This is a genomic window from Kitasatospora sp. NPDC101108 (assembly GCF_055584725.1).
Genome location: NZ_JBVJLM010000032.1, coordinates 48,946 through 71,676, shown reverse-complemented (window position 1 = coordinate 71,676; position 22,731 = coordinate 48,946). Strand labels below are relative to the sequence as shown.

The 22,731-nt window shown below is 74.5% G+C and carries 22 protein-coding genes and 1 pseudogene; 13 read left to right on the top strand and 10 right to left on the bottom strand.

Going from position 1 to position 22,731, the window contains the following annotated elements; all coding sequences use genetic code 11:
• The first annotated feature begins 155 nt into the window (after nt 1–155).
• Nucleotides 156–1,472 carry a sensor histidine kinase gene (locus tag ACZ6Z8_RS36465; protein WP_465614304.1) on the top strand — a complete coding sequence of 439 codons (1,317 nt, stop codon included), beginning with the start codon at nt 156–158 and terminating at the stop codon, nt 1,470–1,472.
• Complete coding sequence (locus tag ACZ6Z8_RS36460; protein WP_465614303.1) at nt 1,469–2,152, top strand: response regulator; 684 nt, start codon at nt 1,469–1,471, stop codon at nt 2,150–2,152. The genes ACZ6Z8_RS36465 and ACZ6Z8_RS36460 overlap by 4 nt, the downstream gene beginning before the upstream one ends.
• A gap of 30 nt (nt 2,153–2,182) precedes the next feature.
• Here the strand turns inward: ACZ6Z8_RS36460 and ACZ6Z8_RS36455 are convergent, their stop codons facing one another.
• Both ACZ6Z8_RS36455 and ACZ6Z8_RS36450 read right to left on the bottom strand, forming a co-directional pair.
• Nucleotides 2,183–2,569 carry a DUF2278 family protein gene (locus ACZ6Z8_RS36455; protein ID WP_465614302.1) on the bottom strand — a complete coding sequence of 129 codons (387 nt, stop codon included), beginning with the start codon at nt 2,567–2,569 and terminating at the stop codon, nt 2,183–2,185.
• A 134-nt stretch (nt 2,570–2,703) separates the two neighbouring features.
• Nucleotides 2,704–3,525, bottom strand: a complete 822-nt coding sequence (locus tag ACZ6Z8_RS36450; protein WP_465614301.1) for a lipase family protein — start codon at nt 3,523–3,525, stop codon at nt 2,704–2,706.
• A gap of 223 nt (nt 3,526–3,748) precedes the next feature.
• On the opposite strand from ACZ6Z8_RS36450, the gene ACZ6Z8_RS36445 reads away from it, so the two are divergent.
• On the top strand, nt 3,749–4,384 hold the full coding sequence (locus tag ACZ6Z8_RS36445) for a TetR-like C-terminal domain-containing protein (RefSeq protein WP_465614300.1): 636 nt from the start codon (nt 3,749–3,751) through the stop codon (nt 4,382–4,384).
• Nucleotides 4,385–4,428: 44 nt separating this feature from the next.
• Here ACZ6Z8_RS36445 and ACZ6Z8_RS36440 read toward each other — a convergent pair whose 3' ends face one another.
• Together ACZ6Z8_RS36440 and ACZ6Z8_RS36435 are read right to left on the bottom strand one after the other, a co-directional pair.
• The gene (locus ACZ6Z8_RS36440; protein WP_465614299.1) at nt 4,429–5,793 is read right to left on the bottom strand and encodes an FAD-dependent oxidoreductase; all 1,365 of its coding nucleotides are present in this window, start codon (nt 5,791–5,793) and stop codon (nt 4,429–4,431) included.
• A gap of 159 nt (nt 5,794–5,952) precedes the next feature.
• Nucleotides 5,953–6,768, bottom strand: a complete 816-nt coding sequence (locus ACZ6Z8_RS36435) for a slipin family protein (protein WP_465614298.1) — start codon at nt 6,766–6,768, stop codon at nt 5,953–5,955.
• 402 nt (nt 6,769–7,170) lie between these two features.
• On the opposite strand from ACZ6Z8_RS36435, the gene ACZ6Z8_RS36430 reads away from it, so the two are divergent.
• Complete coding sequence (locus ACZ6Z8_RS36430) at nt 7,171–7,827, top strand: pyridoxamine 5'-phosphate oxidase family protein (RefSeq protein ID WP_465614297.1); 657 nt, start codon at nt 7,171–7,173, stop codon at nt 7,825–7,827.
• On the opposite strand, the gene ACZ6Z8_RS36425 is transcribed toward ACZ6Z8_RS36430, so the two are convergent.
• The gene (locus tag ACZ6Z8_RS36425) at nt 7,799–9,058 is read right to left on the bottom strand and encodes an MFS transporter (RefSeq protein ID WP_465614296.1); all 1,260 of its coding nucleotides are present in this window, start codon (nt 9,056–9,058) and stop codon (nt 7,799–7,801) included. The genes ACZ6Z8_RS36430 and ACZ6Z8_RS36425 overlap by 29 nt on opposite strands.
• Nucleotides 9,059–9,151: 93 nt before the next feature.
• Between ACZ6Z8_RS36425 and ACZ6Z8_RS36420 the strand changes: the two genes are divergently transcribed.
• The 5 genes and pseudogenes from ACZ6Z8_RS36420 to ACZ6Z8_RS36400 all read left to right on the top strand — a co-directional run bounded on the left by ACZ6Z8_RS36420 (nt 9,152) and on the right by ACZ6Z8_RS36400 (nt 11,659).
• Complete coding sequence (locus tag ACZ6Z8_RS36420) at nt 9,152–10,135, top strand: ArsR/SmtB family transcription factor (protein ID WP_465614295.1); 984 nt, start codon at nt 9,152–9,154, stop codon at nt 10,133–10,135.
• A gap of 21 nt (nt 10,136–10,156) precedes the next feature.
• Complete coding sequence (locus ACZ6Z8_RS36415; protein WP_465614294.1) at nt 10,157–10,789, top strand: ATP-binding protein; 633 nt, start codon at nt 10,157–10,159, stop codon at nt 10,787–10,789.
• Between the two features lie 79 nt (nt 10,790–10,868).
• Nucleotides 10,869–11,006 (top strand): annotated as a pseudogene (locus ACZ6Z8_RS36410) (glycosyltransferase family 2 protein); the annotation flags it as partial.
• Nucleotides 11,007–11,048: 42 nt separating this feature from the next.
• Nucleotides 11,049–11,291: a plasmid mobilization protein gene (locus tag ACZ6Z8_RS36405; RefSeq protein ID WP_465614293.1), complete on the top strand. Its 243-nt coding sequence runs from the start codon at nt 11,049–11,051 to the stop codon at nt 11,289–11,291.
• Nucleotides 11,288–11,659 (top strand): fic family toxin-antitoxin system, toxin component, encoded by a 372-nt coding sequence (locus ACZ6Z8_RS36400; RefSeq protein ID WP_465614292.1) that lies wholly within the window; start codon nt 11,288–11,290, stop codon nt 11,657–11,659. Before ACZ6Z8_RS36405 ends, ACZ6Z8_RS36400 begins: the two co-directional genes overlap by 4 nt.
• 117 nt (nt 11,660–11,776) lie before the next feature.
• On the opposite strand, the gene ACZ6Z8_RS36395 is transcribed toward ACZ6Z8_RS36400, so the two are convergent.
• Nucleotides 11,777–12,739, bottom strand: a complete 963-nt coding sequence (locus tag ACZ6Z8_RS36395) for a phosphotransferase family protein (protein ID WP_465614305.1) — start codon at nt 12,737–12,739, stop codon at nt 11,777–11,779.
• Nucleotides 12,740–12,856: 117 nt separating this feature from the next.
• On the opposite strand from ACZ6Z8_RS36395, the gene ACZ6Z8_RS36390 reads away from it, so the two are divergent.
• A complete protein-coding gene (locus ACZ6Z8_RS36390) occupies nt 12,857–13,273 on the top strand; it encodes a hypothetical protein (RefSeq protein WP_465614291.1) in 417 nt (138 codons plus the stop codon).
• Between the two features lie 162 nt (nt 13,274–13,435).
• Here the strand turns inward: ACZ6Z8_RS36390 and ACZ6Z8_RS36385 are convergent, their stop codons facing one another.
• A complete protein-coding gene (locus tag ACZ6Z8_RS36385) occupies nt 13,436–18,019 on the bottom strand; it encodes a caspase, EACC1-associated type (protein ID WP_465614290.1) in 4,584 nt (1,527 codons plus the stop codon).
• Nucleotides 18,012–18,389 carry an effector-associated constant component EACC1 gene (locus ACZ6Z8_RS36380; RefSeq protein ID WP_465614289.1) on the bottom strand — a complete coding sequence of 126 codons (378 nt, stop codon included), beginning with the start codon at nt 18,387–18,389 and terminating at the stop codon, nt 18,012–18,014. The genes ACZ6Z8_RS36385 and ACZ6Z8_RS36380 overlap by 8 nt, the downstream gene beginning before the upstream one ends.
• Nucleotides 18,390–18,652: 263 nt before the next feature.
• Here ACZ6Z8_RS36380 and ACZ6Z8_RS36375 point away from each other — a divergent pair, with 263 nt between their 5' ends.
• The gene (locus tag ACZ6Z8_RS36375; protein ID WP_465614288.1) at nt 18,653–19,432 is read left to right on the top strand and encodes a VOC family protein; all 780 of its coding nucleotides are present in this window, start codon (nt 18,653–18,655) and stop codon (nt 19,430–19,432) included.
• 84 nt (nt 19,433–19,516) lie between these two features.
• Entirely contained in the window at nt 19,517–19,741 is a 225-nt protein-coding gene (locus ACZ6Z8_RS36370) for a hypothetical protein (protein WP_465614287.1), read from the top strand.
• Between the two features lie 22 nt (nt 19,742–19,763).
• Here ACZ6Z8_RS36370 and rox read toward each other — a convergent pair whose 3' ends face one another.
• Together rox and ACZ6Z8_RS36360 are read right to left on the bottom strand one after the other, a co-directional pair.
• Nucleotides 19,764–21,194, bottom strand: coding sequence for a rifampin monooxygenase (rox, locus tag ACZ6Z8_RS36365; protein ID WP_465614286.1), 1,431 nt, complete (start codon nt 21,192–21,194; stop codon nt 19,764–19,766).
• A gap of 386 nt (nt 21,195–21,580) precedes the next feature.
• A complete protein-coding gene (locus ACZ6Z8_RS36360) occupies nt 21,581–22,090 on the bottom strand; it encodes a DUF2199 domain-containing protein (RefSeq protein WP_465614285.1) in 510 nt (169 codons plus the stop codon).
• 156 nt (nt 22,091–22,246) lie between these two features.
• Between ACZ6Z8_RS36360 and ACZ6Z8_RS36355 the strand changes: the two genes are divergently transcribed.
• The gene (locus ACZ6Z8_RS36355) at nt 22,247–22,726 is read left to right on the top strand and encodes a hypothetical protein (protein WP_465614284.1); all 480 of its coding nucleotides are present in this window, start codon (nt 22,247–22,249) and stop codon (nt 22,724–22,726) included.
• Nucleotides 22,727–22,731: the final 5 nt, after the last annotated feature.

Sequence of the window (22,731 nt, the reverse complement as noted above, 5' to 3'; positions counted from 1 at the left end):
GGGCCCCCCCCCGCGCGCCCGGGCCCCCCCGGCGGCCCCCCACCCCCCCCGCCCCCCCGGCCCCCCCCCCCGCCCCGCCCCCCCCCCGGGGCCCGCCCGGCCCCGCCCCCCCCCCCACCGCACGGCTTTCCACGACCAGCAGGGAGACCCCACCGGTGAGCGAGGACCACGCCACCTCCGCCGGCCCGTTCGCGGCCGCCGACGCGCTGTCCGGCCATCCGCTGTTCGCCCGGCTGGCCCGGATCGGCCAGCGGCTGCGCGAGGCGGACCGCGCCCACCCCTGGGTGCTGGACGCGGCCGCGGTGGCCGTCGTCTTCCTGCTGTTCTGCCTGCCCGACCTCGTCCCGGGCCACGGCGACGGCGGCCCGCACGAGCACCGGGTCGCCCTGGTCCGCCCGCCGTTGCCGGCCACCCTGGCGCTGCAGGCGGGTCTGGTGCTGCCGCTGCTGTGGCGCCGGCGACGGCCCACCGAGGCCTTCGCGGCGATCATGGCGGTGTTCGTACTGCAGTGGTCGCTGGGCATCGGCCTGCGCGCCGACGTCGCCCTGCTGGTGGCGCTCTACAGCCTGGCCCTGCACGGCCGGCTGCGGCACCTGGCCTGGTCCTGCGCGGTGATGGTCGGCGCGATGGCCCTGGTCGCGGTGGAGGTCTCCGGCGGCGGGCTGCCGGTCGGGGACGCCCTGTTCTTCCTGGTCAGCGCCGCCACCGCGGCCGTCGCCCTGGGCATCGCGGTGCGCATCCGGCGGGCCCAGCTGGCCGGGCTGCGCGAGCGGGCCGCCCGGCTGGAGATCGAGCGCGACCAGCGCAGCCGGCTGGCCGCCGCCACCGAACGCACCCGGGTGGCCCGGGAGATGCACGACATCATCGGCCACAACCTGTCCGTCATCGTCACCCTGGCCGACGGCGGGGCCTACGCCGCCCAGGCCTCCCCCGAGCGCGGCCGGGAGGCGCTGCAGCTGATCGGCGAGACCAGCCGCCAGGCGCTCGGCGAACTGCGCCGGATGCTGGGCGTGCTGCGCGACCAGGCCGACCGGACCGCCGAGTTCAACCCGCAACCCGGCATCGCCGACCTGGACGGGCTGTGCGCCCGGATCCGCGCCGCCGGGCCCCAGGTGGTGTACACCGTCGGCGGGGACCTGGACCAGCTGGACCGCGGCGTCCAGCTGATGGCCTACCGGATCGTCCAGGAGGCCCTCACCAACAGCCTCAAGCACGCCGGCCCCGAGACCCGGGCACATGTGACCCTGACCGCCGACGCCACCCGGCTGCGAGTGCGGGTCCTGGACAGCGGCCCGCCCGGCGGCGTCCGCCCGCCGACGCGCCCGGACGGCGAGGGGCACGGCCTGGCCGGGATGCGCGAACGCGCGGCCGTCTACGGCGGCACCGTCACGGCGGGCCCCGGCCCTGGGGCAGGATGGACCGTGGAGGCCGTACTGGACCTCACCCCCGACCCGACAGGCGGCCACCCGTGACCACCGTCCTCATCGTGGACGACCAGCCACTGCAGCGCTACGGCTTCCGGATGCTGCTGGAGAGCCAGCCCGACACCGAGGTGGTCGGCGAGGCCTCCCACGGCGCGGAGGCCGTCCGGCTGGCCGCCGACCTGCGGCCCGACGTCGTCCTGATGGACATCCGGATGCCCGGCATGGACGGCATCGAGGCCACCCGCCGGATCGTCGCCGGCGGCGGACGCTCACGGATCCTGGTACTCACCACCTTCGACCTGGACGAGTACGCCCACGCCGCGCTGCGCGCCGGGGCCAGCGGCTTCCTGCTCAAGGACGCGCGGCCGGAGGAACTGCTCGCCGGGATCCGGGCGGTGGCCGAGGGCGACGCGGTGGTGGCGCCGGCCATCACCCGGCGGCTGCTCGACGCCTACGCCCACCACCTGCCGGTCCGCCCGCCCGGCGCGGCGCCGGTGGAGGACCCCCGGCTGGAGGCGCTGACCGAGCGCGAGCGGGAGATCCTGGTGGCCATCGCGCAGGGCTGGACCAACAGCGAGATCGCCCAGCGGCTGGTGCTGGCCGAATCGACCGTCAAGACGCACGTGGGCCGGGTGCTGGCGAAGATCGGCGCCCGGGACCGGGTGCAGGCGGTGATCTTCGCCTACGACCGCGGTCTGACCCGGCCGAACCCGCCGGTCACGAGCTGAGCCGGCGGCCCCGGGCGCCTTCCCCGCCGCTTACCGGTCCGTGCCGACCGGGGCCTCCTGCGGCGACCGGTGGGGGCGGGGCACGGAGGCCGACAGGGCGTGGCCGGTGCGGTCGTCGGTGCGCCAGGACTGCGACTGGAAGGCGAGGAACACCGCCGTCCAGCGGTTCTCGTCCGGCAGGTGGATCAGCACCGCGCCGTCCTGGTACTCCCCGTCGTCCTGGCGGAACCGGCCGCTGTCGCCCTGGTTCATGTGCACGTCGTGGACGCCGTTGCCGGGCAGGAAGCCGAACACCTTGTCCGGGACGCCGGGTTCGGGCCCGAAGCGCTGGCCGAACACGTACACCGCCGCGCCCCGGTCGGCGATCGCGCGCCGGACGTAGTGGTCGAGCAGGTCGGCGAATCCGCGATTGTTCACCTTCCGTCCCCCGTACGGGTTCCCGCGCCGCCGGACATCGACGACCCGGCATCAGGACGGCGGGTGACGGACGCGGCGCCGGCGCCCGGGCGCTCCTCCGGGTGCCGGCGCCGGGCCGACGGGTGGTCAGCCGCTCAGAGGTTCTTCTCCAGCGCCGCGAGGTAGTTGCGCATGAGGTGGTCGCGCACGCCCTCGCCGGTGGGCTCGAAGGCGGCTGAGGTCAGGCCCTTGGCGCGGTTGGCGAGGCCGGAGACCAGGCCGCTGGCGCCCTCGTGGATGGTCCCCGCGGAGTCGATGAACCGCAGCGCGTCGATGTGGGTGAAGGCCGGCTCCGGCGGCAGCTGGGGGACGACGTCGTTGTTGTTGACGAAGCGGTAACTCCGGCCCTTGAGTGCCTTGTTGTAGGCGGCGGTGAGGAGGCGGTCGCAGGTGCGGGGCTGGCCGAAGGTGTACACCCCGTCGGCGGTCAGGCGCGGGTCCTCCAGGTTGAGGCGGGCGGCGGCGAGCATCGCGAGGGCGCCGCCGAGGCTGTGGCCGGTGAACCAGACGGTCTGGTCGTTGTCGCGCAGCTCGGCGAGGGTCTTGCGGATGTCGGGGAACACCGACTCCAGGGCCTCGGCGAAGCCGTAGTGGACGTAGCCGGTGCCCGCGGGGCCGGGCCAGGGAGGGGTGGTGGAGTCGGTGAGCCAGTCGCGGATCTCCTTGGGCTCGGTGCCGCGGAAGGCGACCACGATCATCCGGTCGCTGGCCATGGTGTAGGCCTGGGTGTCCTCAAGCGGGAACGGCGGGGTGAACCGGGTGTTGTGGTGGCGCACCGTGCCGAAGCCCCAGTCGTGGGCCTGCCGGTCGATCGTGGCGTCGTCCTTGTAGGCGAGGTCGGCGGCCTTGGCCAGGTTGTAGGCGTGGGCGAGGCTGTAGCCGGTCGCGCTCTGGTCGAAGGTGGTGGGTGCGGCCACGGCGGGACTGCCTTTCGTCGGGGAAGGTGTCCCTCGTTGGTAGCGGACCCGTCGACCGTCGCCGGGGCGGCGCCGCCGGGAGTCACCCGAACGGGGCCGGGGCGCCGCACGGATCGGTGGCTCCACCGGAGCGGCGGGGCGCGGGCCTTGGGAGGGAACGGGTTCGTTCACTAACATTGGCGGTGGGCCAGATGAACAGGGAACCCCTGGAAGGTGTGCAGCCATGTCCGCTGAAGCCGGAACTGCTGAGCGCGGCACCGGGCGCGCGGCGGCGACGGCCGCTCCGGTCCGTCGGCGCGGCGAGGCGCTGGAGAGCGCCATCTACGGGGCGGTCCTCCAGCAGTTGACCAGCGACGGCTACGCGCGGCTCACCATGGAGGGCGTGGCCGCCGCCGCGCAGACCGGGAAGGCGGCCCTCTACCGGCGCTGGTCCTCCAAGGAGGAGCTGGTGATGGACGCGCTGCGGGCCAGCATCCCCCCGGCCGGAGCGGCCCCCGACACCGGCAGCCTGCGCGGGGACCTCCTCGCCGTGGTGACCGGGCTGCGCGGCGCGATGGTCAGCGAACTGGGCGCCGCCGTCCGCGCGATCATGAGCGAGATCGACCACCAGCGCGCCCACGTCTTCCTGGAGCTGGTGCTGGAGCGGGTCGTCGAGCCGACCACCGCGCTGATCGCCGAGGTGCTCGACCGGGGCACCGCCCGGGGTGAGGTCCGTCCCGGGGCGGTCACCCCACTGGTCACCGACGTGGTGCCGGCGCTGATGCTGTACCGGATCAAGATGTGCGGCGGGGGTGCCGTCGAGCTCGATCCGGCGGCGATCGTCGACGAGGTGCTGCTGCCGATCGTCCGCCGCGGGTAGGGCCCGTCCGGCACGGTCCCGGTCCGCCGGACGGGCCCCCGGGCTCAGGCGCCGCTGTGGCGGAGCATGTCCTCTCGCTCGACGACCTTCACCCGCTCGCGGTCCTCGGCCTGGCCGAGGGCGCGCTCGTGGGCGTCGAGCTGCTTCCAGCCGTCCCAGGTGGTGCAGCGGACGCCGCGGGCGCGCAGGTGTTCCTCGACCGCCGCCGGGTCGGGTTCGGCGGCGCCGGGCAGGCGGCCGCCGGCGTGGTCGTCCAGCAGGCAGGTGATGGTCTCGTTGGCGTCGCCCTTGGTGTGGCCGATCAGGCCGACCGGGCCGCGCTTGATCCAGCCGGTGACGTAGACGGCCGGGATGGGGGAGCCGTCGCCGTCGAGCACGCGGCCGGCCTGGTGCGGGACGGTGCCGGAGACCGGGTCGAACGGCAGCTTGGGCAGTTCGTCGGAGTAGTAGCCGACGGCCCGGTAGACCGCCTGGACGTCCCAGTCGGTGTGGCGGCCGGTGCCGCGCACGTTGCCGGTGCCGTCCAGCTCGGTGCGCTCGGTGCGCAGGCCGACCACCCGGCCGTCCTCGCCGAGGACCTCGACCGGGGACTCGAAGAAGTGCAGGTACACCCGGTGGGGGCGGTCGCCGACGTCGCGGATCGCCCAGTTCTCGACCGTGGCGGCGACCAGGTCGACGTGCTTGACGGCGCGGCGCTCGGCGATCGAGCCCTCGTCGTACTCGATGTCCTCCGGGTTGACGATCACCTCGATGGTGGGCGAGTGGTCGAGCTCGCGCAGCTCCATCGGGCTGAACTTGGCCTGCGCCGGGCCGCGGCGGCCGAAGACGTGCACCTCGACGGCGCGGTTGCGGCCCAGGCCCTCGTACACGTTCGGCGGGATCTCGGTGGGCAGCAGCTCGTCGGCGGTCTTGGCGAGGATCCGGGCGACGTCCAGGGCGACGTTGCCGACGCCGAGGACGGCGACCTTCTCGGCCTCCAGCGGCCAGGTGCGGGGCACATCCGGGTGGCCGTCGTACCAGGAGACGAAGTCGGCGGCGCCGAAGGAGCCGTCCAGCTCGATGCCGGGCAGGTCGAGCGAGCGGTCGGCCATCGCGCCGGTGGCGAAGACCACGGCGTCGTAGTAGCGGTGCAGGTCGTCCAGGGCGAGGTCGGACGGGTAGTCGACGTTGCCGAAGAGCCGGACCTGGGGCTTGTCCAGCACCTGGTGCAGGGCGGTGACGATGCCCTTGATCCGCGGGTGGTCGGGGGCGACGCCGTAGCGGATCAGGCCGAACGGGGCGGGCATCCGCTCGAACAGGTCGATCGAGACACCGGGTGCCTGCGCGGCATCGGACTTCAGCAGGGCGTCGGCGGCGTAGATGCCGGCGGGGCCGGCTCCGACGATGGCGACTCGGATCGGGCGGGTCATGCGGGTGGATCCTCCGGTCGGGCGCAGGGAGGTGAATCGGTCCGGACCCTCGCAGCCAACCCGCTGTTCGAACGGAGGTGTAGTCGGTACTGATCTATGACGTCATAGAGCGAACCTATGGCCGGTCCGGGAACTTTTCCCGGACCGGCCGAGTGGGCGTCAGTCGCGCTCGACGTCGGTGGCCTGCGGCGGAACGGTCGGGGCAGCGTCCGTCGTGCCCTCGCTGAGCCGGGCCGTGGAGGCCTCGAAGAAGCGCAGCAGCTCCACCGGGAACGGCAGCACCAGCGTCGAGTTCTTCTCCGCCGCGACCTCCACCACCGTCTGCAGCATGCGCAGCTGCATCGCCGCCGGGGTCTCGGCCATCTTGCTCGCGGCCTCGGCGAGCTTGGCGGCCGCCTGGAACTCGCCGTCCGCGGTGATGATACGGGCCCGGCGCTCGCGGTCGGCCTCGGCCTGGCGGGCCATCGAACGCTTCATCGAGTCGGGCAGGCTGACGTCCTTGATCTCCACCCGGTCGATGTGCACGCCCCAGCCCGCCGCCGGGCTCTCCAGCATGACTTCCAGACCCTGGTGCAGGTTCTCCCGCCCGGACAGCAGGTCGTCGAGCTCGCTCTTGCCGATGATCGAGCGCAGCGAGGTCTGGGCGACCTGCAGCATGGCGAAGCCGTAGTTCTGCACGTCCACGGTGGCCTTGATCGGCTCGACGACGCGGAAGTACAGCACCGCGTCGACGCTCACCGAGACGTTGTCCTTGGTGATGCCCTCCTGGGCGGGCACCGGCATGGTGACCACCTGGACGTTCACCTTGCGCATCCGGTCGAGCACCGGCACCAGCATCGTCAGACCCGGCTCGCGGACCTTCCCGCGCACCCGGCCGAGCCGGAACACCACACCGCGCTCGTACTGCTGCACCACCCGCACGCCGGTCATCAGCCACAGCAGGACGACCACCACGACGATCACGAGTACCGCCACGCCTGTTCTACCTTCTCCCCGTCGCGGCGCAGCCGGGCCGGGTCCGGGATGGCCCTGTCGCCTTATGCGCGCCGCGCGCAGCACAGTATGCGCCCGGCGGAGCGGGACGGTAAGGCGTGCGGAGCGGGATCTTGACGCAACGTTGACGGCCGGCCGGCCGCGCACCCCGGGGGCGCTCCGCCGAGCTGACGACACCGAGCTGATTGTGCCTCGGAGAAACGATCGCGGGCGGGGGACGGCGGATCAAGGCCGGGCCCCACGCGGGCCGGCGGGGTGCGCCGACACGCACGGGGCCCCGCCCTTCCTCGACTTGGCGATGGCCGGACGCTTGGATGGATCGGGCCTGGTCACCGCCCGGACGCCGGTCCGGTGGCCCCCTGGGCGAGCCGAGGAGCCACCACCGTGAACCACCCGTCCGATCCCGACCCCACCGACGTGGCCCGCCGGATCGCCGAACGGCGCGAGCGGCTCGGCCTGAGCGAGGAGGACCTGGCCCACCGGGCGGCGATGGCGCCGCGCTACCTGGGCCTCCTGCTCCAGGCCGGGCCCGCCTTCGACCCCGGCGGCTTCGTCCGGATCGCCGCCGCGCTCGGCGTGACCCGGGACGAACTCCTGGCGGACGGCCCCGACACCCCGCCCGGGCACGGCGGCCCCGGCCCGCGGCCGAGGCTGCTCCACCTCACCGACGCCGAGTGCTGGGAACTGGTCGGCTCGCACGGGATCGGCCGGATCGCCCTGCCGGTGCGGCCCGGCCCGGCGGTCCGGCCGGTCAACTACGTGGTCGACCGGGCCTCCTTCGCCTACCGCACCGGCGACCGGACGGGGACCGCCCCCGAGGAGGGGGCGGAGGTGTCCCTGGAGGTCGACCGCATCGACGAGTTCCAGGGGCGCGGCTGGACCGTGCTCGTCGTCGGCCCGGCGCACTACGTGGACGACCCGGAGGAGCGGCGCCGCCTCGACGCCCTGCCCGGCGCGGCCCCGTGGGCGGGTGGCGACCGGCCGCGCTGGGTGCGGATCCGGCCCGAGGAGATCAGCGGTCGGCGGCTGGTGACCGGCTGAGGGCGACGGCCCGTGCGGCGCAGCGGGTCGCGGAGCGCGCGGCCAACAGGTGGCGGGCCAGGGCCAGGGCGGTCAGCAGGGCGAGCAGCGCGCACACGCCCCACCAGCCGGCCGGCGCCCAGATCCGCACGCCGAGCCAGGAGCCCGCGCTGCCGCCCAGGTACGCGCAGGTCATGTAGGCGGACTTGAGCCGGCCCAGGGCCTCCGGGCGGACGGCGTACACCCGGGCCTGACTGGCCACCATGCCGCACTGCATCGCCACGTCCAGCAGCAGGGTGCCCAGCACCAGCGCGGTCAACCCGAGCGGGCCGCCCGCGGCTCCGGGGAGCAGTACGGCGGCGGAGGCGAGCACCCCGAGGAGGCAGACCAGGTTCACCGGGTCCGGGCCGTACCGGTCCACCAGCCGGCCCGCGTACGGGGTGCAGCACACGGTGGCCGCGCCGACCAGGGCAAGCAGGCCCACGGCCGGGGTGCCCAGGCGGTAGGCCGGGCCGGTCAGCAACAGGGCCACGGCGGTCCAGACGGCGGAGAACCCGGCGAAGACGGTCGCCTGGTAGAGGCTGGAGCGGCGCAGCTCGGGCTCGGTGCGCAGCAGTCGCAGCGGTTCCAGCAGCAGGGCCGGGTAGGGACGGCGGGAGGTGGGGGTGGTGGTCGGCACGGCGACCGCCAGGACGGCGGCGAGGAGCAGGGCCGCGGCGGCGGCGACCAGGTACGGGGTCCGCCAGCCCAGCCAGGCGCCGAGGGTTCCGCTGAAGGTGCGGGCCAGCAGCATCCCGGCGGTCGATCCGCTCAACAGGATGCCGATGACCGCCCCTTGACGGTTCGGAGCGGTCAGTCCGGCCGCCAGCGGGCCGACCACCTGCGCGGCGACGGTGGTCAGGCCGACCGCCGCGCTCGCCGCGACCAGTACGGGCAGCGCGGGGGCGCAGCCGGCGGTGAGAAGCGCGAGCCCGGTGAGGCCCAGCAGGGTGACCAGCAGCGGCCGGTTGGGCAAGCGGTCGCCGAGCGGCACCAGGAGGACGATCCCCGCGGTGTACCCGAGTTGGGTGGCTGTCACCACGGTCGCGGCCGAGCCCGGCGACACCTGCAGGCCGGTGGCGATCAGCGGGACGAGGGCCTGGGGGAAGTAGAGGTTGCCGACCGCCACGGCGCAGGTGAGGGCGAGCAGGGGGACGATCCGGTGGTTCGTCGGGCGGCTGTTCATCGGGCGGTGGTTCGTCGGGCTGTTCATCGGATGGCGGTGGTCGGGCACGGGGTGGTGGAGGTCATGGGGGAAGTGCACGGCATCGGCCGGTCCCGGCCAATGGATGTAGCCTGGGGCTCAATGATCAGTTTCGAGCTCGACGTCGAGGACCTCGCCGGCACCCGCTTCGCGCTCTCCCCGCTGCACGAGGCCGTGCTCAGCCTGCGGGTGCTCCAGGACCCGGGGCTGTCCGCGCTGCACCTGCCCTGGCGGCGCTCGGTGCTCGGCCGGCTCGGCGGGCTGGACACCGGGCTGCTGATGTCCCTGGTGGCGCGCCGGCGCACCCTGCCCGACTTCCTGACCCCGGCCGCCGGCGGCTTCGCGCCGGCCTTCGAGGAGGAACTCGCCGTCGTCCGGCGGGCGTCGGCGGCCGAGGTGCGGCACGACCTGGCGCTCGCCCACGCACCCGACGTCCTGCCGGAGGCGCTCCGCGACGCGCTCGCCGAGGAGGACGCGACGGTCCTCGGGCTGCGCGACGCGATCTGCGAACTGCTGCGCCGCTACTGGACGGTGGCGATCGAGCCGCTGTGGCCGCGGATGAGGCTGGTGCTGGAGGCGGACATGACCTACCGTGCCCGCCAACTCGCCCTCGGCGGCGCCCGGTTGCTGTTCGCCGACATGCACCCGGACCTGCGCTGGGAGGGCGGCGGGCTGCACGTCGACCGGATGATCAGCCACCACCGGGTCGCCCCGTCCGGCCGGGGGCTGCTGCTCCTGCCGTCCGTGTTCGCCCACAAGCCCGCACCGCCGGTCAGCCCGGACGTGCCGCCCCGCCTGGTCTACCCCAGCCGCGGCGTGGCCACCCTCTGGGACACCCCGCCGGCCCCCGACCCGGCCGCCCTCACCACCCTGCTCGGCGCCCCGCGCGCCCGGCTGCTCGTGCTGCTGCAGGAGCCGCTGCCCACCGTCGAACTGGCCCGGCGACTGCGCGTCACCCCGAGCGCGGTCTCCCAGCAGCTGCGGGTGCTGCACGCCACCGGGCTGGTCGCCCGGGCCCGGGACGGCCGTCAAGTCCTGTACCGGCGCAGCGCGTTGGGGGACCAGCTGGTGGCCGGCGGCAGCTGACCGCTCGGGCATACTCGTCGGATGGACGGACGCACCAGGACTGCCTGGACCAACACCACCCACGACTGGGCCGCCGCCGTGGACACCGGGCACCTCGCCGGGATCCGCGCGCAGGCCGCGGAGTTCGCGCCGGGCGGCGTCGAACACCTCGTACTGGAGGTGCTCGCCTACCCCGGCGACGAGGCGGCCGCGCGCGGCGCGGGCCGGTGCGTCGTCACCCTGCACGCCGACGGCTCGGTCACCGTCCGCGACGACGGGCGGGGCACCGACACCCGGGTCGACGAGCACGGCGAGGTGGTGAAGAAGCCGGTCATGGCCACCAAGGACCTGCGCTTCTTCGACCGGCCCGAGGCGGAGCGGCTCCCGGACGGGCACCCGCGCCGGGGCATGTCGGTGGTCGCGGCACTCAGCTCCTGGCTGGTGCACACCAACCGCCGGCACAACGGGGCCTGGACCCAGCGCTACGAGCACGGCCTGCCGGTCACCGACCTCGACCCGGTCGAACCCGACGGCACCACCGGTACCTCCGTGACCTTCCGGCCCGACCCCTCGTTGCTCCCGCAGAGCCCGTTGGACGCGGACCGGCTGACCCGCTGGGCGGCGCACTGGCCCGCCCTGGAGGTCCGCGTCGAGTCCGCCGGGCGGGAGGGATAGACCGGCCTCGGGAACTGCGCGCGCTGCTCGGCTCGGTGGCCGCCCAGGAGGGCGAGCGCGCGCGGGTCCGGGAGGCCTGCGCCCGCCGAGGGCGGGGCTGGAGGCCCGGTGGGCCGGCTTCCTGGAGGGCGTTCGGACCCCGTGCCCGCCCCGGCGCCCGATCCGCTGGAGCACGGTGTGGCGGATGACGCTGCTGGTGCGGCCCCCGGTGTTCTGAGCCGCCTTGTAGCGGGCGCTACCGGCCGCTACGCTCGCCGCCATGAAGCAGTTGAACGTCCGCCTGGACGACGCCGTGCACGAGGCGCTGGAGAAGCGCGCCGAGGCCGCCGGGATGAGCCTGCCGGACTACGCGCGCAAGGTGCTGGCGGAGGAGGCGGACGAGCGCCGTGAGCGCTTCCTGACCGCCGCCGCCCACTTCTCCCAGGCCTGGGGCCCGGCGTTCGAGGCGGAGTTCGGCCCGTACCCGGCCCCCGCCCGCGACGCGGCGGCGGACGCCGCGTGATCCTGCGGATCGACCGGGCCTGGCTGCTCGACCTCGCCCACCAGTTCCTGCCCGGGAACCCGGACGTCACCGACTACGGCACCCTCGCCGCCGCCGTCGCCCGGCACGCCGACGAGGTCATGGACGTCCCTGTCTACGGCGGGTTGCACCAGCGCGCGGCCGCGCTGATGCACCAGCTGATCCGGGTTCCGGCCCTGGAGTCGGCCAACGAGCACTTTGCCGCCGTGGTTGCCGCCGCCTACCTCAGCGCCTCCGGCGTCGTCGTCACCGCCGAACCCAAACACGCCGCCGACCTCGCCGCCCGCATCCGCGCGGGCCACGCCGACGTCCGGGAGACCGCGGCCACGATCCGCACCTGGTACCGCTGAGCAGCCGCCCGGAATACCCGCCGCGCACGAGAAGCCGGACCGGCCGACGTAAGCGCGGGCGGCACGGGCCGCCAGATGTTCGCAGACGGCGTCGCCGGTAACTCGGGGGACGGCGGTTCAGCGGGCCAGGTCCAGGGCCCGGTTCAGGTTGTACTCGGCGATGGCCGCCATGGCCGCCCGGGCGGGGAAGTGCCCGTCCAGCAGCCGCAGCGGCCCCGCGGTGAGGGAGAGCCGCTGGGCCAGCAGGTAGAGGGCGAGCCGGTCCTCGTCCAGCCCGGGAGCCTTCAACGGCCGGTAGGCCTCGTGCAGGCGGATCCGCAGGAACACGTGCTCCCACTCGACGTCGAAGTACATCGTGCCTTCGAGGTCGATCAGCACGGGCCGCCCGGTCGTGTCCACCAGCACGTGGTCGGGGCCGAGTTCCCCGTGCACGACGGCGTAGTCCGCCCGCGGCCGCACCGCCCTCGCCAGGGCCCGCAGCCGCTCCTCCAGCCGCTCGCGGGCGGCCGCGATCCGGGGGTCGCGCGCCGCCGCCTCGGCGAGGTCCCGCAGGGCGCGCTCCAGCACCACCCCCTCACAGGAACTCCCGTGCGAGGCACCGCCGGTGTCGACCACGGCTACCTTGCCGTAGCGCGGCGCCCGGTGGCCGCGCATCGCCGCCAGTGCCTCCCCGAGCCGGGCCAGCACCGGGGCGGCGGCCCGCGGATCGCGCGCGAGCAGGGACTCCAGGCTCTCGCCCGGAACGTCCTCGACGACGGCCAGGTCGGCCGGGCCGTATGCACCCTCGCGGTCGACCAGCCGGATCGCCGGGACCCGGACGCCGAGGCCGGCGAGGCGTGCGTGCGCCGCCTCGAACACGTCGAGCCCGAGACCGGGGGAGAACGGGTCGGCGAGGTCGTCGTCGCCCTCGGCGGCCGGCCAGTAGTTCTCGGCGTCGGCCCAGCGGTAGGCGACCGCCGTCGCCCCGTCGTCCGTCACCAGGCGGTACACGCCCTTCTTGCTGCCGCCCGCCAACCGCTCCACGGCCGCCAGCCGTCCCCCGAGGGCAGCCCGCGCCGCACCCGCCAACTGCGCCCGCACCGCACCCGCCAACTGCGCCCGCACCGCTGCCGTCTCCACGAGCCACCTCTCCGTCTCCACGATCCGCGCACCCTACCCGGTGCCGGGCGCGCACGGCGGCGTGAGACCCTTGCGGCGATGAATCCCGAGGGCAACGAGGCGGCGGTCGGCGAGCGGCTGCAGCGGCGCGGCTGGCGCAGGGCGTTCACCGTCGAGGAGATGGTGGCCAGTTGGGCCTGGCTGGTCGGCGAAGTCGAGCGCGGCTACGGGGACGACGTGGACGAGTACGTCAACGACCTGTCCTGCCGGAACTGGCTGCACGAGGCGTGGCTGCTGCTGGACGACCGGACCGTGCTGCTCTGGACGGGCAGGATCGAGGAGTCGGACCGCAGGTTCCGCGCCGCGACCGTCGACGACGACGGCGTGGCCCTCGGCCGGTTCCACCGCATCCCGCCGCCCGAGCTGTGGTGGTGGCGACGCCACCCGCGCGTCCTGGTCGGCGACCTCGGCCGCGCGTTGCACTGTCGCTCCGAGCTTGACCTCAAGCGCGGTTGAACTTGTACCCGCTGACGGAGCCCGGCCACCGGGGCGTACGTACGCGCTGACCGGCCCGGAGCGGGTGCAGTGGGTCGCGGAGAACGCCGCTGCCTTCCGCTGAGAGCAGCCGCGAGCACCCGGCTGGCCCTGCGGCATCGCATCTGGCGGACGGTCGACGTGTCAGCCGCAGGGGCGTTGGTACGGCTTGCCGGGGAAGTACTGGTGCCACTGGTCAGGGGTGATGGCGGTGCCCACCGTGTCGCAGAGGTGGCGGGTGAGCCGGTCGATGTCGGGGTCGACGAGGAGGACGCGGCCCGGTGCGCCGTCCTTTCCGCCCTCGCTGACCAGGAGACTGCGCCCGTCCGGGCCGAACCCGGCGCTGTAGACGACGCGCGAGGCGGTGAACATGCCCACTTCGGCCGGCTCGTGGGGGTTCGCCACCCGCCAGAGGTGGATCTGTCCGGCATCGGGGTCGGTGCTCTCCAGGGTGACGGACCGGCTGACGAGCAGGCGGTCGTCGGAGCTGAAACGGAGGTCGGACTGGCGTTCCAGCGCGAGGGAGCCGGCCGGCGCGGGGCGGTGGATGTCGGTGATGTCCCACAGCTCGACGGTCGTGTCGGTCGCCACCGCGAGGGTACGGCCGTCATGGCTGAGTGCGACGTCGTTCACGGAGCCCTTGGCGACCTCGACGTGGTAGGGGTGCTGGAGATCGCTGAGGTCCCAGAGCTGGACGGTCTTCGGGTTGGCGCCCGGGATCCTGGCCGTGGTGATCGCGAGCAGATTCGACACGTGTTCCTCGGCGACGGGGTTGCCGCCGAGATCGATCGGTCCGGCGGCGGTCGGATGCCCGGGATCGGTGAGGTCCCAGACGCTCATCCGGTGACTCGCCAGACGGTCCACGGAGAACAGCTTCCGGTTGATCAGGTGGAGCCGGCCGGGTGGTTGAGGGGACTGGATGGTGGAGAGCTCCTTGGGGGCCCGAGCGTCCGTGGCGTCCCAGACGTGGATTCGGCCGTCCCGGCCGTTGGCCACGACGAGCCCGTCGGCGATGTCCAGGTCAGTGGTGAACGTGGCTGTCTCTCCGCCGTGTTCGACGTAGTCGGCGGGCTCGTTGAGCGTGCCGCCCTGGGCGGGGTGGTCCGGGTCGGTGACGTCCCAGAGCCGGGGGAGTCCGACGTCACTGTACGTCAGCAGGGTGTGGTCGTTGACGGTGCGGGCCAGTCCGCCGTTGAGGCCCGTCACCGTTCCGCCCTGATGTGCGTCGTAGGGGCCGGTGGTCCGCCACAGGTGGTACTCGCGGCCACCGTCGGTGCTACGGCCCCGCGGTGGGTCGACGGCCCAGGCGAGGGTGCGGCCGTCCGGGGTGAAGGTGCCGTACGCGCCCGTGCCGGGCAGGGCGGTGACAGGCGCCGGGTGCCAGCTCCGGATCCCGTGGTCCGCCCCGCTCGCGCAGAGCAGGGACGACGCGCCGTCGCCCACCACGACCGAGAAGACTGCACCGGAGGCGGGATAGTCGGCGGCGCGGACCGGAGCGTGCGGATCGCCGATGTCCATGGCCTCGATGCGGCCGGTCCGGACGCCGGTGTCGACGGAAGCCCCGATCGCCAGCGTCCGGCCGTCCGGCGAGAAGGCGAGGGCCGCCACGGTCTGCCCCGATTCGATCACCACCGGATACGTGGCGTCGAAAGACGCAGTGACGGGTGCGGGCCGGGCCGGGTCGCCGGTGTCCCACAGCCCCACGCCCCGGCCGTTGGCGCCGAGCGCCAGCAGCGGCGCCCGGGGGCTGAAGGCCACGCCGACCGCGTGGCTGTCGGCGAGCGTGGCGGTGAGCGCCGGCTTCAACGGGTCGGCGACGTTCCAGAGTTGGGTCGACGTGTTGTTCTCGGACTCGTAGTGCAGGAGGGCGAGCAGGTGTCCGTCCGAGCTGAACGCCCCGGACTGCACTGTGCCCGTGGCGGTGGGCAGGGCGGCCGTCCGGACCGGGTGCCGGGGGTCGCCGATGTCCCACAGCGAGGACCCGGCCCCGGCGAGGACGGCCAGCCTGTGCCCGTCCGGGCTGAGGGCCAGGGAACCGGAGGCGCCGGGCAGGACGGCGACGGCCTCCGGCTGAGCCGGGTCCGTCACGTTCCACAGCCGTACGGTGGTGTCGCTGTCCTGGGCGGCGAGCAGTCGGCCGTCCCCGGTGAGGGCGAGGCCCGGGAAGGCGCCGCCGGTCCGGATCACGCCGAGCGGCTTTGCCCGGCGCGGATCCGAGAGGTCCCAGAGCCGGACGGTGTGATCGGTGCCCGCGCTGGCCAGCAGGTGCCGGTCGGCACTGTAGGAGAGCTTCTTGACGGTGTCGGTGTGCCCCTTCACCGGCGTGTAGTACGGCGCCAGCGCCGAGTCGAACAGCGCGCTGCGCGCCTCCGGGGTGTCCGCGACCTGCCGTGCGGACAGGGCCAGTTGAAGGGCGAGCGTCGGGTCGACCGCCCGGAGTTTGCCGGCCGCCTGCGCGCCCACCCTGGAGGCGAGGACGTCCCGCTGCTCGTCCGCGGACCGCTTCTGCCACACCGCCGTCCCGACCCCCGCGACCGCCACCAGCAGCAGGACGGCCAGGGTGCCGGCCAGGGCCCGCAGCCGGGTGGTGCGACGGTGTTCGGCGCGCCGTTCGGCGGCCTGCCGGGCCTGGCCGGCGGCCAGGAACTCCCGGGCCGCCCGGGTGGTGCCGTGCCGCTGCGCGGACTCCTCGATCCACTGCAGGGCGGCGGCCAGCCGGACGCCCCGGTACAGCGCGCCCTCGTCGCGCCCGTCCCGCTCCCAGGCGTCCGCGGCGTCGTGCAGCCGCTGGCGGACCAGCAGGCCGGCCCGGTCGTTCTCGATCCAGTCCCGCAGCCGCTGCCAGGCACGCAGCACCGCCTCGTGGGCCAGTTCGGCGTGGTCGTCGTCCACGACCAGCAGCCGGGCCTCGGTGAGCGCGGCGCGCGCGGTCGGGGCCGCCGGGTCGCCTTCGAGGTCCAGTTCGCCGAGCGGGACCCGGCGGCGGGTGTCCTCGGCGCCGTCCACCACGTGCACCAGGCGCAGCAGGATCTGCCGGGCGGCGCGCCGCCCGTCGGCGTCGAGTGCGTCGTACGTGGCTTCGGCCGCCTGCGCGACCGCGCCCCAGATGCCGCCGGAGGCCTGGTAGCCCGCCATGGTCAGCGTCCGGCCCGCCCGTTTCTGCCAGGTGGCCAGCAGGGCGTAGGACAGCAGCGGCAGGGCGGCCCCGGGGCCGCGGTGGCCGCCGCCGGTGCGCAGGTCGCGCAGCAGCAGGTCCAGCAGCCCGGCCTCCAGGCCGAGCCCGGCGAGCCGGGCCGGTTTCTCGATGGCGTCCCGCAGTTCCCCGGTGGTCATCGGGCCGACCAGCACCTGGCCGTCCGCCAGGGCCGCCGCCAGCGCCGGGTACGCCGTGCAGTGCCCGTAGAAGTCGGCGCGCAGCCCCAGCAGGACGAGTGCGCGAGGGGCGGCCGACCCGGCGCCGCGGCGGGCCGCGGCGGACAGCGCCGCGACGAACGCCTCCCGCTCCGCCTCGTCCGTGCACGCGGTGAACAGCTCCTCGAACTGGTCCACCACCAGCACCAGCCGCGTCCCGTCCTCGGGCAGTCGGCCGACGACCGATTCCGGATCGGACATCAGGGCGGCGCGTACGGACTCCGGTGCGTCCTGGGTCAACTGCGCCAGTACGCAAGCGAGTTGAGTCACCGGCTGGTCGCCGGGGGTGAACACCACGCGCGGCCAGCGGGCCGGTCGCAGCTCCGCCGGCAGCCCGTGGTCGAGCGCGGGCAGCAGCCCGGCGCGCAGCAGGGAGGACTTGCCCGCGCCGGACGGGCCGACGACCACGAGCGGCCCGTCCTTGGAGAGCTGTTCGGCGACGCGGCCGACCAGCTTCGCCGTCAGTGCCTCGCGGCCGAAGAAGAACCGGGCGTCCTCCGCGTCGTACGGGGCCAGGCCCCGGTACGGGCAGGTCGCCGGATCCGGCCCCGGCACGGGTGCCTCCGGCGGCTGGTAGGCCGGGTTGGCGGCCAGGACCAGCTCGCCGGCCCGCCCCTCGGACTGGCGGCGCGGCCGGGGGAAGCCCCGGTCGCCCAGTGCCCGCGACAGGGCCCGGTGGAGGTCGTCCAGGGTGAGCAGCGGCGGCCCCGTAGGGTCGCCCTCGCGCAGCAGCCGCAGCAGCTCGCCGCTGAAGGCGGTGTACGGCGCGCCGGGCGGGGCCAGCGCGAGTTCCTCCGGGGCGGCGGAGGCCAGGACGAAGCCGCCGCCCGGGAGGGCGGACTCGAAGGGGCCGCCCGGGCCGCGGACGGGCGCCGCCCGGCCGGAGAAGCAGCAGTCCAGGACCAGGACCACCGAGCGGGCCCGGGAGGTGGCCAGGGTCTCGCGCAGGGTCGCGTAGCGCAGGCCCTTGTAGGGCAGGCCGCGGGTCAGGTGGTCGGTGACGCGGGTGGCGAGGTACAGCTCGTTGTCGTCGCCGACCAGGCCGTGGCCGACGTAATAGACCAGCAGGACGGAGTCCGCCGCCTCGGCCGCGCCGGTCAGTTCCTCACCGAGGACGACCGGGTTCTCCGGGTCGAGCACGGTGCGCACGTGCTCGGGGGCGAGGCCGCAGCGGTCGACGAGCGCCCGCTCGACGGCCCGGACGGTTCCGGCGGCGGCCGGGACCTCGGGCAGGACCGAGCCGGGGACGTGGCTGCCGGTCCCGATGATCAGGGCCCGGGCGCCGGCGAGTCCCAGCGGCAGTCCGGCGTCAGTCATCGCCGTCCGGGAGCGCGGCCGGGCCGGGGCGGTCGGCGAGCGAGCGGCCCACCTCGCGCACGAGCTCGGCGACGCCGTCCGGCCGGAGGCCGTGCACCGCCGTCGCCCGCAGTTCGATCGAGCTGCCGTCCGCGCGGGTCACCTGGATCACCGTCTCGCCGGCCCGCCGCCGGATCCACGCGATCAGGGCACTGGTCAGTCCGGAGACGGCGCCGCCCGTACCGACCGCGACGGTGAGCACGTCGGCGAAGGTGCCCAGCGAGCCGGGCCGCGGCGGCGCGGCCTCCAGCTCGACGCGCCCGCGCAGTCCCTCCTCGGCCCGCAGCCAGGCCAGCAGGGAGGCGGTGGCGCCGCGGTCGGCGTCGGTCACACGGATTCGGAGCGGTTCGTCCACGGTCCCCCCAGGAGCCAACGGTGCACGCTGTGTTGACCAAGCGTCACAACAATGAGTGGTCGCGGTCAAACGCCGAGGTCGGGAGACCGGGCGGACGGCCCGGCGGCTCTTCCACCGCGCCGAACGGGTGGGCGGCCGCGGCCGTCCGGAGCCCCCTGCGGCGGCGGCGTGTCGGGTGGCGGATCCCGGGGCGGGACGGGAGGGTGACTGGCGGGGGACCACCCGAGGAAGGAGCGAGCATGCCCGAAGTCACCACCCCGTACGTGACCGGCACCCCGTGCTGGATCGATCTGATGGCGCAGGACCAGCAGGCCGCGCTGGACTTCTACCGCGACCTGTTCGGCTGGCAGGGGCGGATCGGCCCGGCCGAGTTCGGCGGGTACGCCGTCTGCGAGCTCAACGGCAGGCCGGTGGCGGGCATCGGCCCGGCGACGGCCCCCGCGGGCATGCCGGAGCCGCCCACCGTGTGGACCAGCTACCTGGCCACCACGGACGCCCAGGCCACCCAGGACGCCATCGTCTCGGCCGGCGGCACCCTGCTGGCGCCGGTGATGGACGTCGGCAAACTCGGCCGGATGCTGGTCGCCGCGGACCCGCAGGGCGCGGTGTTCGGCGTCTGGCAGGCGTTGGACTTCTCCGGAGCCGGGGTGGTCAACGAACCCGGCGCACTGATCTGGAACGAACTCCACACCGACGACATCGGGGCCGCCGGCGCCTTCTACGGCAAGGCGTTCGGCATCGAGGTCGTGCCGGTGGAGGGCAACGACCAGTACTGGGAACTGAAGGTCGGCGGCCGCCCCGTCGGCGGCGCCTCGCTGCTCGCCGACGACCCGCCCGGCACCCCGGCGCACTGGCTGTGCTACTTCGCGGTCGACGACGTGGACTCCGCCGCCGACACCGTGGTCAAGCGCAACGGCACCCTCCTCGCCCGGCCCTTCGACATGGTGGCCGGCCGGATGGCGGTGGTCGCCGACCCGCAGGGCGCCCCGTTCGCGATGATCAAGCCCGGCCCGCAGTAGCGGCGCGCCGCACCGACCGGACACCGAGCCCGCCCGGCCCCTCCGGGCGGGCTCGGTCCAGCTCAGAAGGGACGGAGCGGAGCCGTGGCCGGACGCCACCGACGCCCCCCGGAACCGGAGTTCCCGGCCGACGCCGACCACAGGCTCCGGGCCATCGCCGAGCAGCGGCCGGTGGTCGAGGAGGGCGTCGTGCTCCTCCCCGGCTCGGACCGCCCGTACCTGTACCGCACCGTGTACGAGCCGGACGGTACCGCGAAGCGCTCGCTGCTCAGGATCGACCCGGGCCCGCCGGACCCGGCAGCCGACTGAGCCGCTGCCGGCCGCTCCCCGTTCAGGCGGCCGCGGCGCCGAACCAGCGGGCCAGCGCGTCGTCCAGCGAGTGCTGGTCGTCGCCGACCCAGGCCACGTACCCGTCGGGGCGCAGCAGGACGGCGGGGACGTCCAGCTCCTCCGCCGGGTCCATGACGTGGTCGACGCGGTCCGCCCAGCCCGCCGCTGACAGGCCGCCGCCCGTCGCGTCCAGCAGCAGTGCCCGGCCGCCGTGCATCCGCTCGTACAGGCGCCCCTGCTTCAGCCGGACGTCCCGCAGGCGGCGGCCGAGCAGTTCGTGGCCCTCGCCGAGGTCGTAGCGGACCCCGAGGCCGAAGACCATCTCGGTGATGTAGCGGTTCACCTCCTCGAAGTCCATCAGGGTGGAGAGCAGCTCCCGCAGCGCGACCGCGCCGGGCTCGCCGCCCAGCAGGGTCATCTGGGCCCGGGTGTTGGCCAGGACGCGGGCGCCCACCGGGTGGCGTTCGGTGTGGTAGGTGTCCAGCAGGCCGGCGGGGGCGTGGCCGTGCACGGCGGCCGCGAGCTTCCAGCCGAGGTTGTAGGCGTCCTGGATGCCGAGGTTGAGGCCCTGGCCGCCGGTGGGCGGGTGGATGTGCGCTGCGTCGCCCGCCAGGAAGGCCCGGCCGAGCCGGTAGTGCTCGGCCTGCCGGGTGGCGTCGCCGAAGCGGGAGAGCCAGCGGGGCGAGTGCGCGCCGAAGTCGGTCCCGGCGGTGGCGCGCAACTGCTGCCGGAACTCCTCCAGGGTGGGCGGCTCGTCCCGGTCCTCGGCCACGTCCGGGGCGGGCACGATCACCCGGTACGCCCCGTCGCCCCGGGGGACGGTGCCGAAGCGCAGCTCGGTGCGGCGGACCTCGGTGACCACGGCCTCGATCGTCGCCGGGTCCTCGGCCAGCGACAGCTCGCCGAGCAGGGTGTCGACCCGGGACGGCTCCCCGGGGAAGGCGATGCCGAGCTGTCGGCGCACGGTGCTGCGGCCGCCGTCGCAGCCGACCAGGTAGCGCGAGCGCAGCCGGGTGCCGTCCGCGAGTTCGACCGTCACCGCCTCCTCGTCCTGGCCGAGGCCGGTGACCGCCCGGCCGTGCCGGATCTCGGCGCCGAGTTCGAGCGCGTGCTCGCGCAACAGCCGCTCGGTGACCGGCTGCTCGACGCTGAGGCCGTACGGGTGGGCGGTGTCCATGGTCTCCGGCCACGGCTTGTGGATGTGGCCGAAGAAGCCGCCGACCTGGAACTTCCCGCCCACCGCGAGGAACCGGTCCAGCAGCCCGCGCTGGTCCATCATCTCCACGCTGCGCACGTGCAGCCCCTGGCCGCGGGACTCCCCGGTCGGCTCCGTCAGCCGCTCCAGCACCACCACCTGCACGCCGTGGAGTCGCAGTTCGATCGCCAGCATGAGGCCGGTCGGCCCGCCGCCGACCACGATCACATCGATCATTCGGGACATCCCCCAGTGAGCTCGAAGAGAAGAGGCCGGCAACTCGGGACACCGACGTACGTACGGGGTGAACCTCGCATTTCGCCAGGTTCCGGCCTCGGTCGACGATTGTGCGCCCTGAAGGGGGCCTTGCGGCAAGGCCCCCTGTGGGAGATACTTTGGTAGTGGCGAGGAGTCCCTGAACTCCTCGCCTTCGTCGTTCGCGGCCCTGTCGGATACCGCCCGTACGCTGCCCGACAGGGGCGGGTGGAGGAGGCCGTGACCGGGCAACCCGGCGATCGGCACGGAACGGGAGGCGCCGGCCCTGTGGTGGAGGCGCCGACGCTGATCGCGGTGGGGAGGGCCTCCGTCGCCCCCCGCCGGCGCCGGCCGGGGCCGACGGGCGCTCAGCTCGGGTGCAGCACCGCTGCAACGATCTCGCGGACCCGGTCGTGGCTGATCCCCTCCCGCTGTTCCACGGCGAGCGGGTGGTCGGTCGGCTCCAGCTCGATGAAGGGACGTTGGCCGACCGGGCGGGTGTGAACCATGGTCTTCAGGTTGATCGTGCTCGGCGAGTAGATCGGCAGCTCGGTGGTCAGCCAGCCGAAGTACGGCGGTTCCGCCTCCCGGCCCTCGGTCTCCCACAGCTCGGCGGCGCGGGCGAAGTTGGCCTTGCTCAAGGAGACCCAGACGCCCCAGGAGAAGACCTCCTCGCCGCCGGTCACCGGGATCTCGATCAGGCCCTTGACGAAGAAGTGCTCGCCCCGGACGACGCACTGCTCGGCCGTCAGCATGCTGTCCGGATCGGCTTCGAGGGCCGGATCCCAGACGTCGGGTGCCGGGGCGGAGAAGTTGAGCGGCAGTTCGTCGTGGTGCCGGTCGCCGCAGGTGCAGGTGTAGCCGAGGTGGTCAGACATGCACGGCAGCCTACGGGCAGGCACTGACCGTGTGTCGTCCGGGTGGGTTGATGACGAACGAAGCGGACGTGACGGACTGCGGGCGCCCCCGTCCTGCTAGCGTGGCGCGGAAATCCGCAGTGATCCGCAGTGATCCGCAGTGATGGGAGTACGGGCGTGACGGGCGGGCATCGGTGGCTGCTGGACGAGACGCCCTGGCCGGAGCAGGCCCGGTTGGGGTACGGCGCGTTGGTGGAACTGGTCACGCCGGAGCCGCCGGTGCCGGACCTCGGGTGGCTGGGGGACGGGCTGGTCGGCACCCGGGGCGTGGTGGTCGGCTGCGAGGTCGAGGACGACGGCCCGGTGTACGGGGTGGTGACCGAGGACGGGAGCCCGTGGCGGCTGCGGCCGGAGTTCCTGGCCGCGCTGGGCGGCTGCCGGACGGACCTGCCGCCGCGCTACCGCAGTGACCTGCCGGAGGGCACCCGGGTGCGGATCCTGGCCGGCCCGGCCCCGGAGGGCGGGCCGACCGGGGCCGTCGGGCGGGTCACCGGGCTGTGGTGGGAGAGCGCGCTGGAGCCGCCGATGGGGTACACCGTCGAGGTCGGCGAGTACACCCACTGCGTCACCCCGGAGCAGGTCGAACCGCTCCGGTAGCGCTT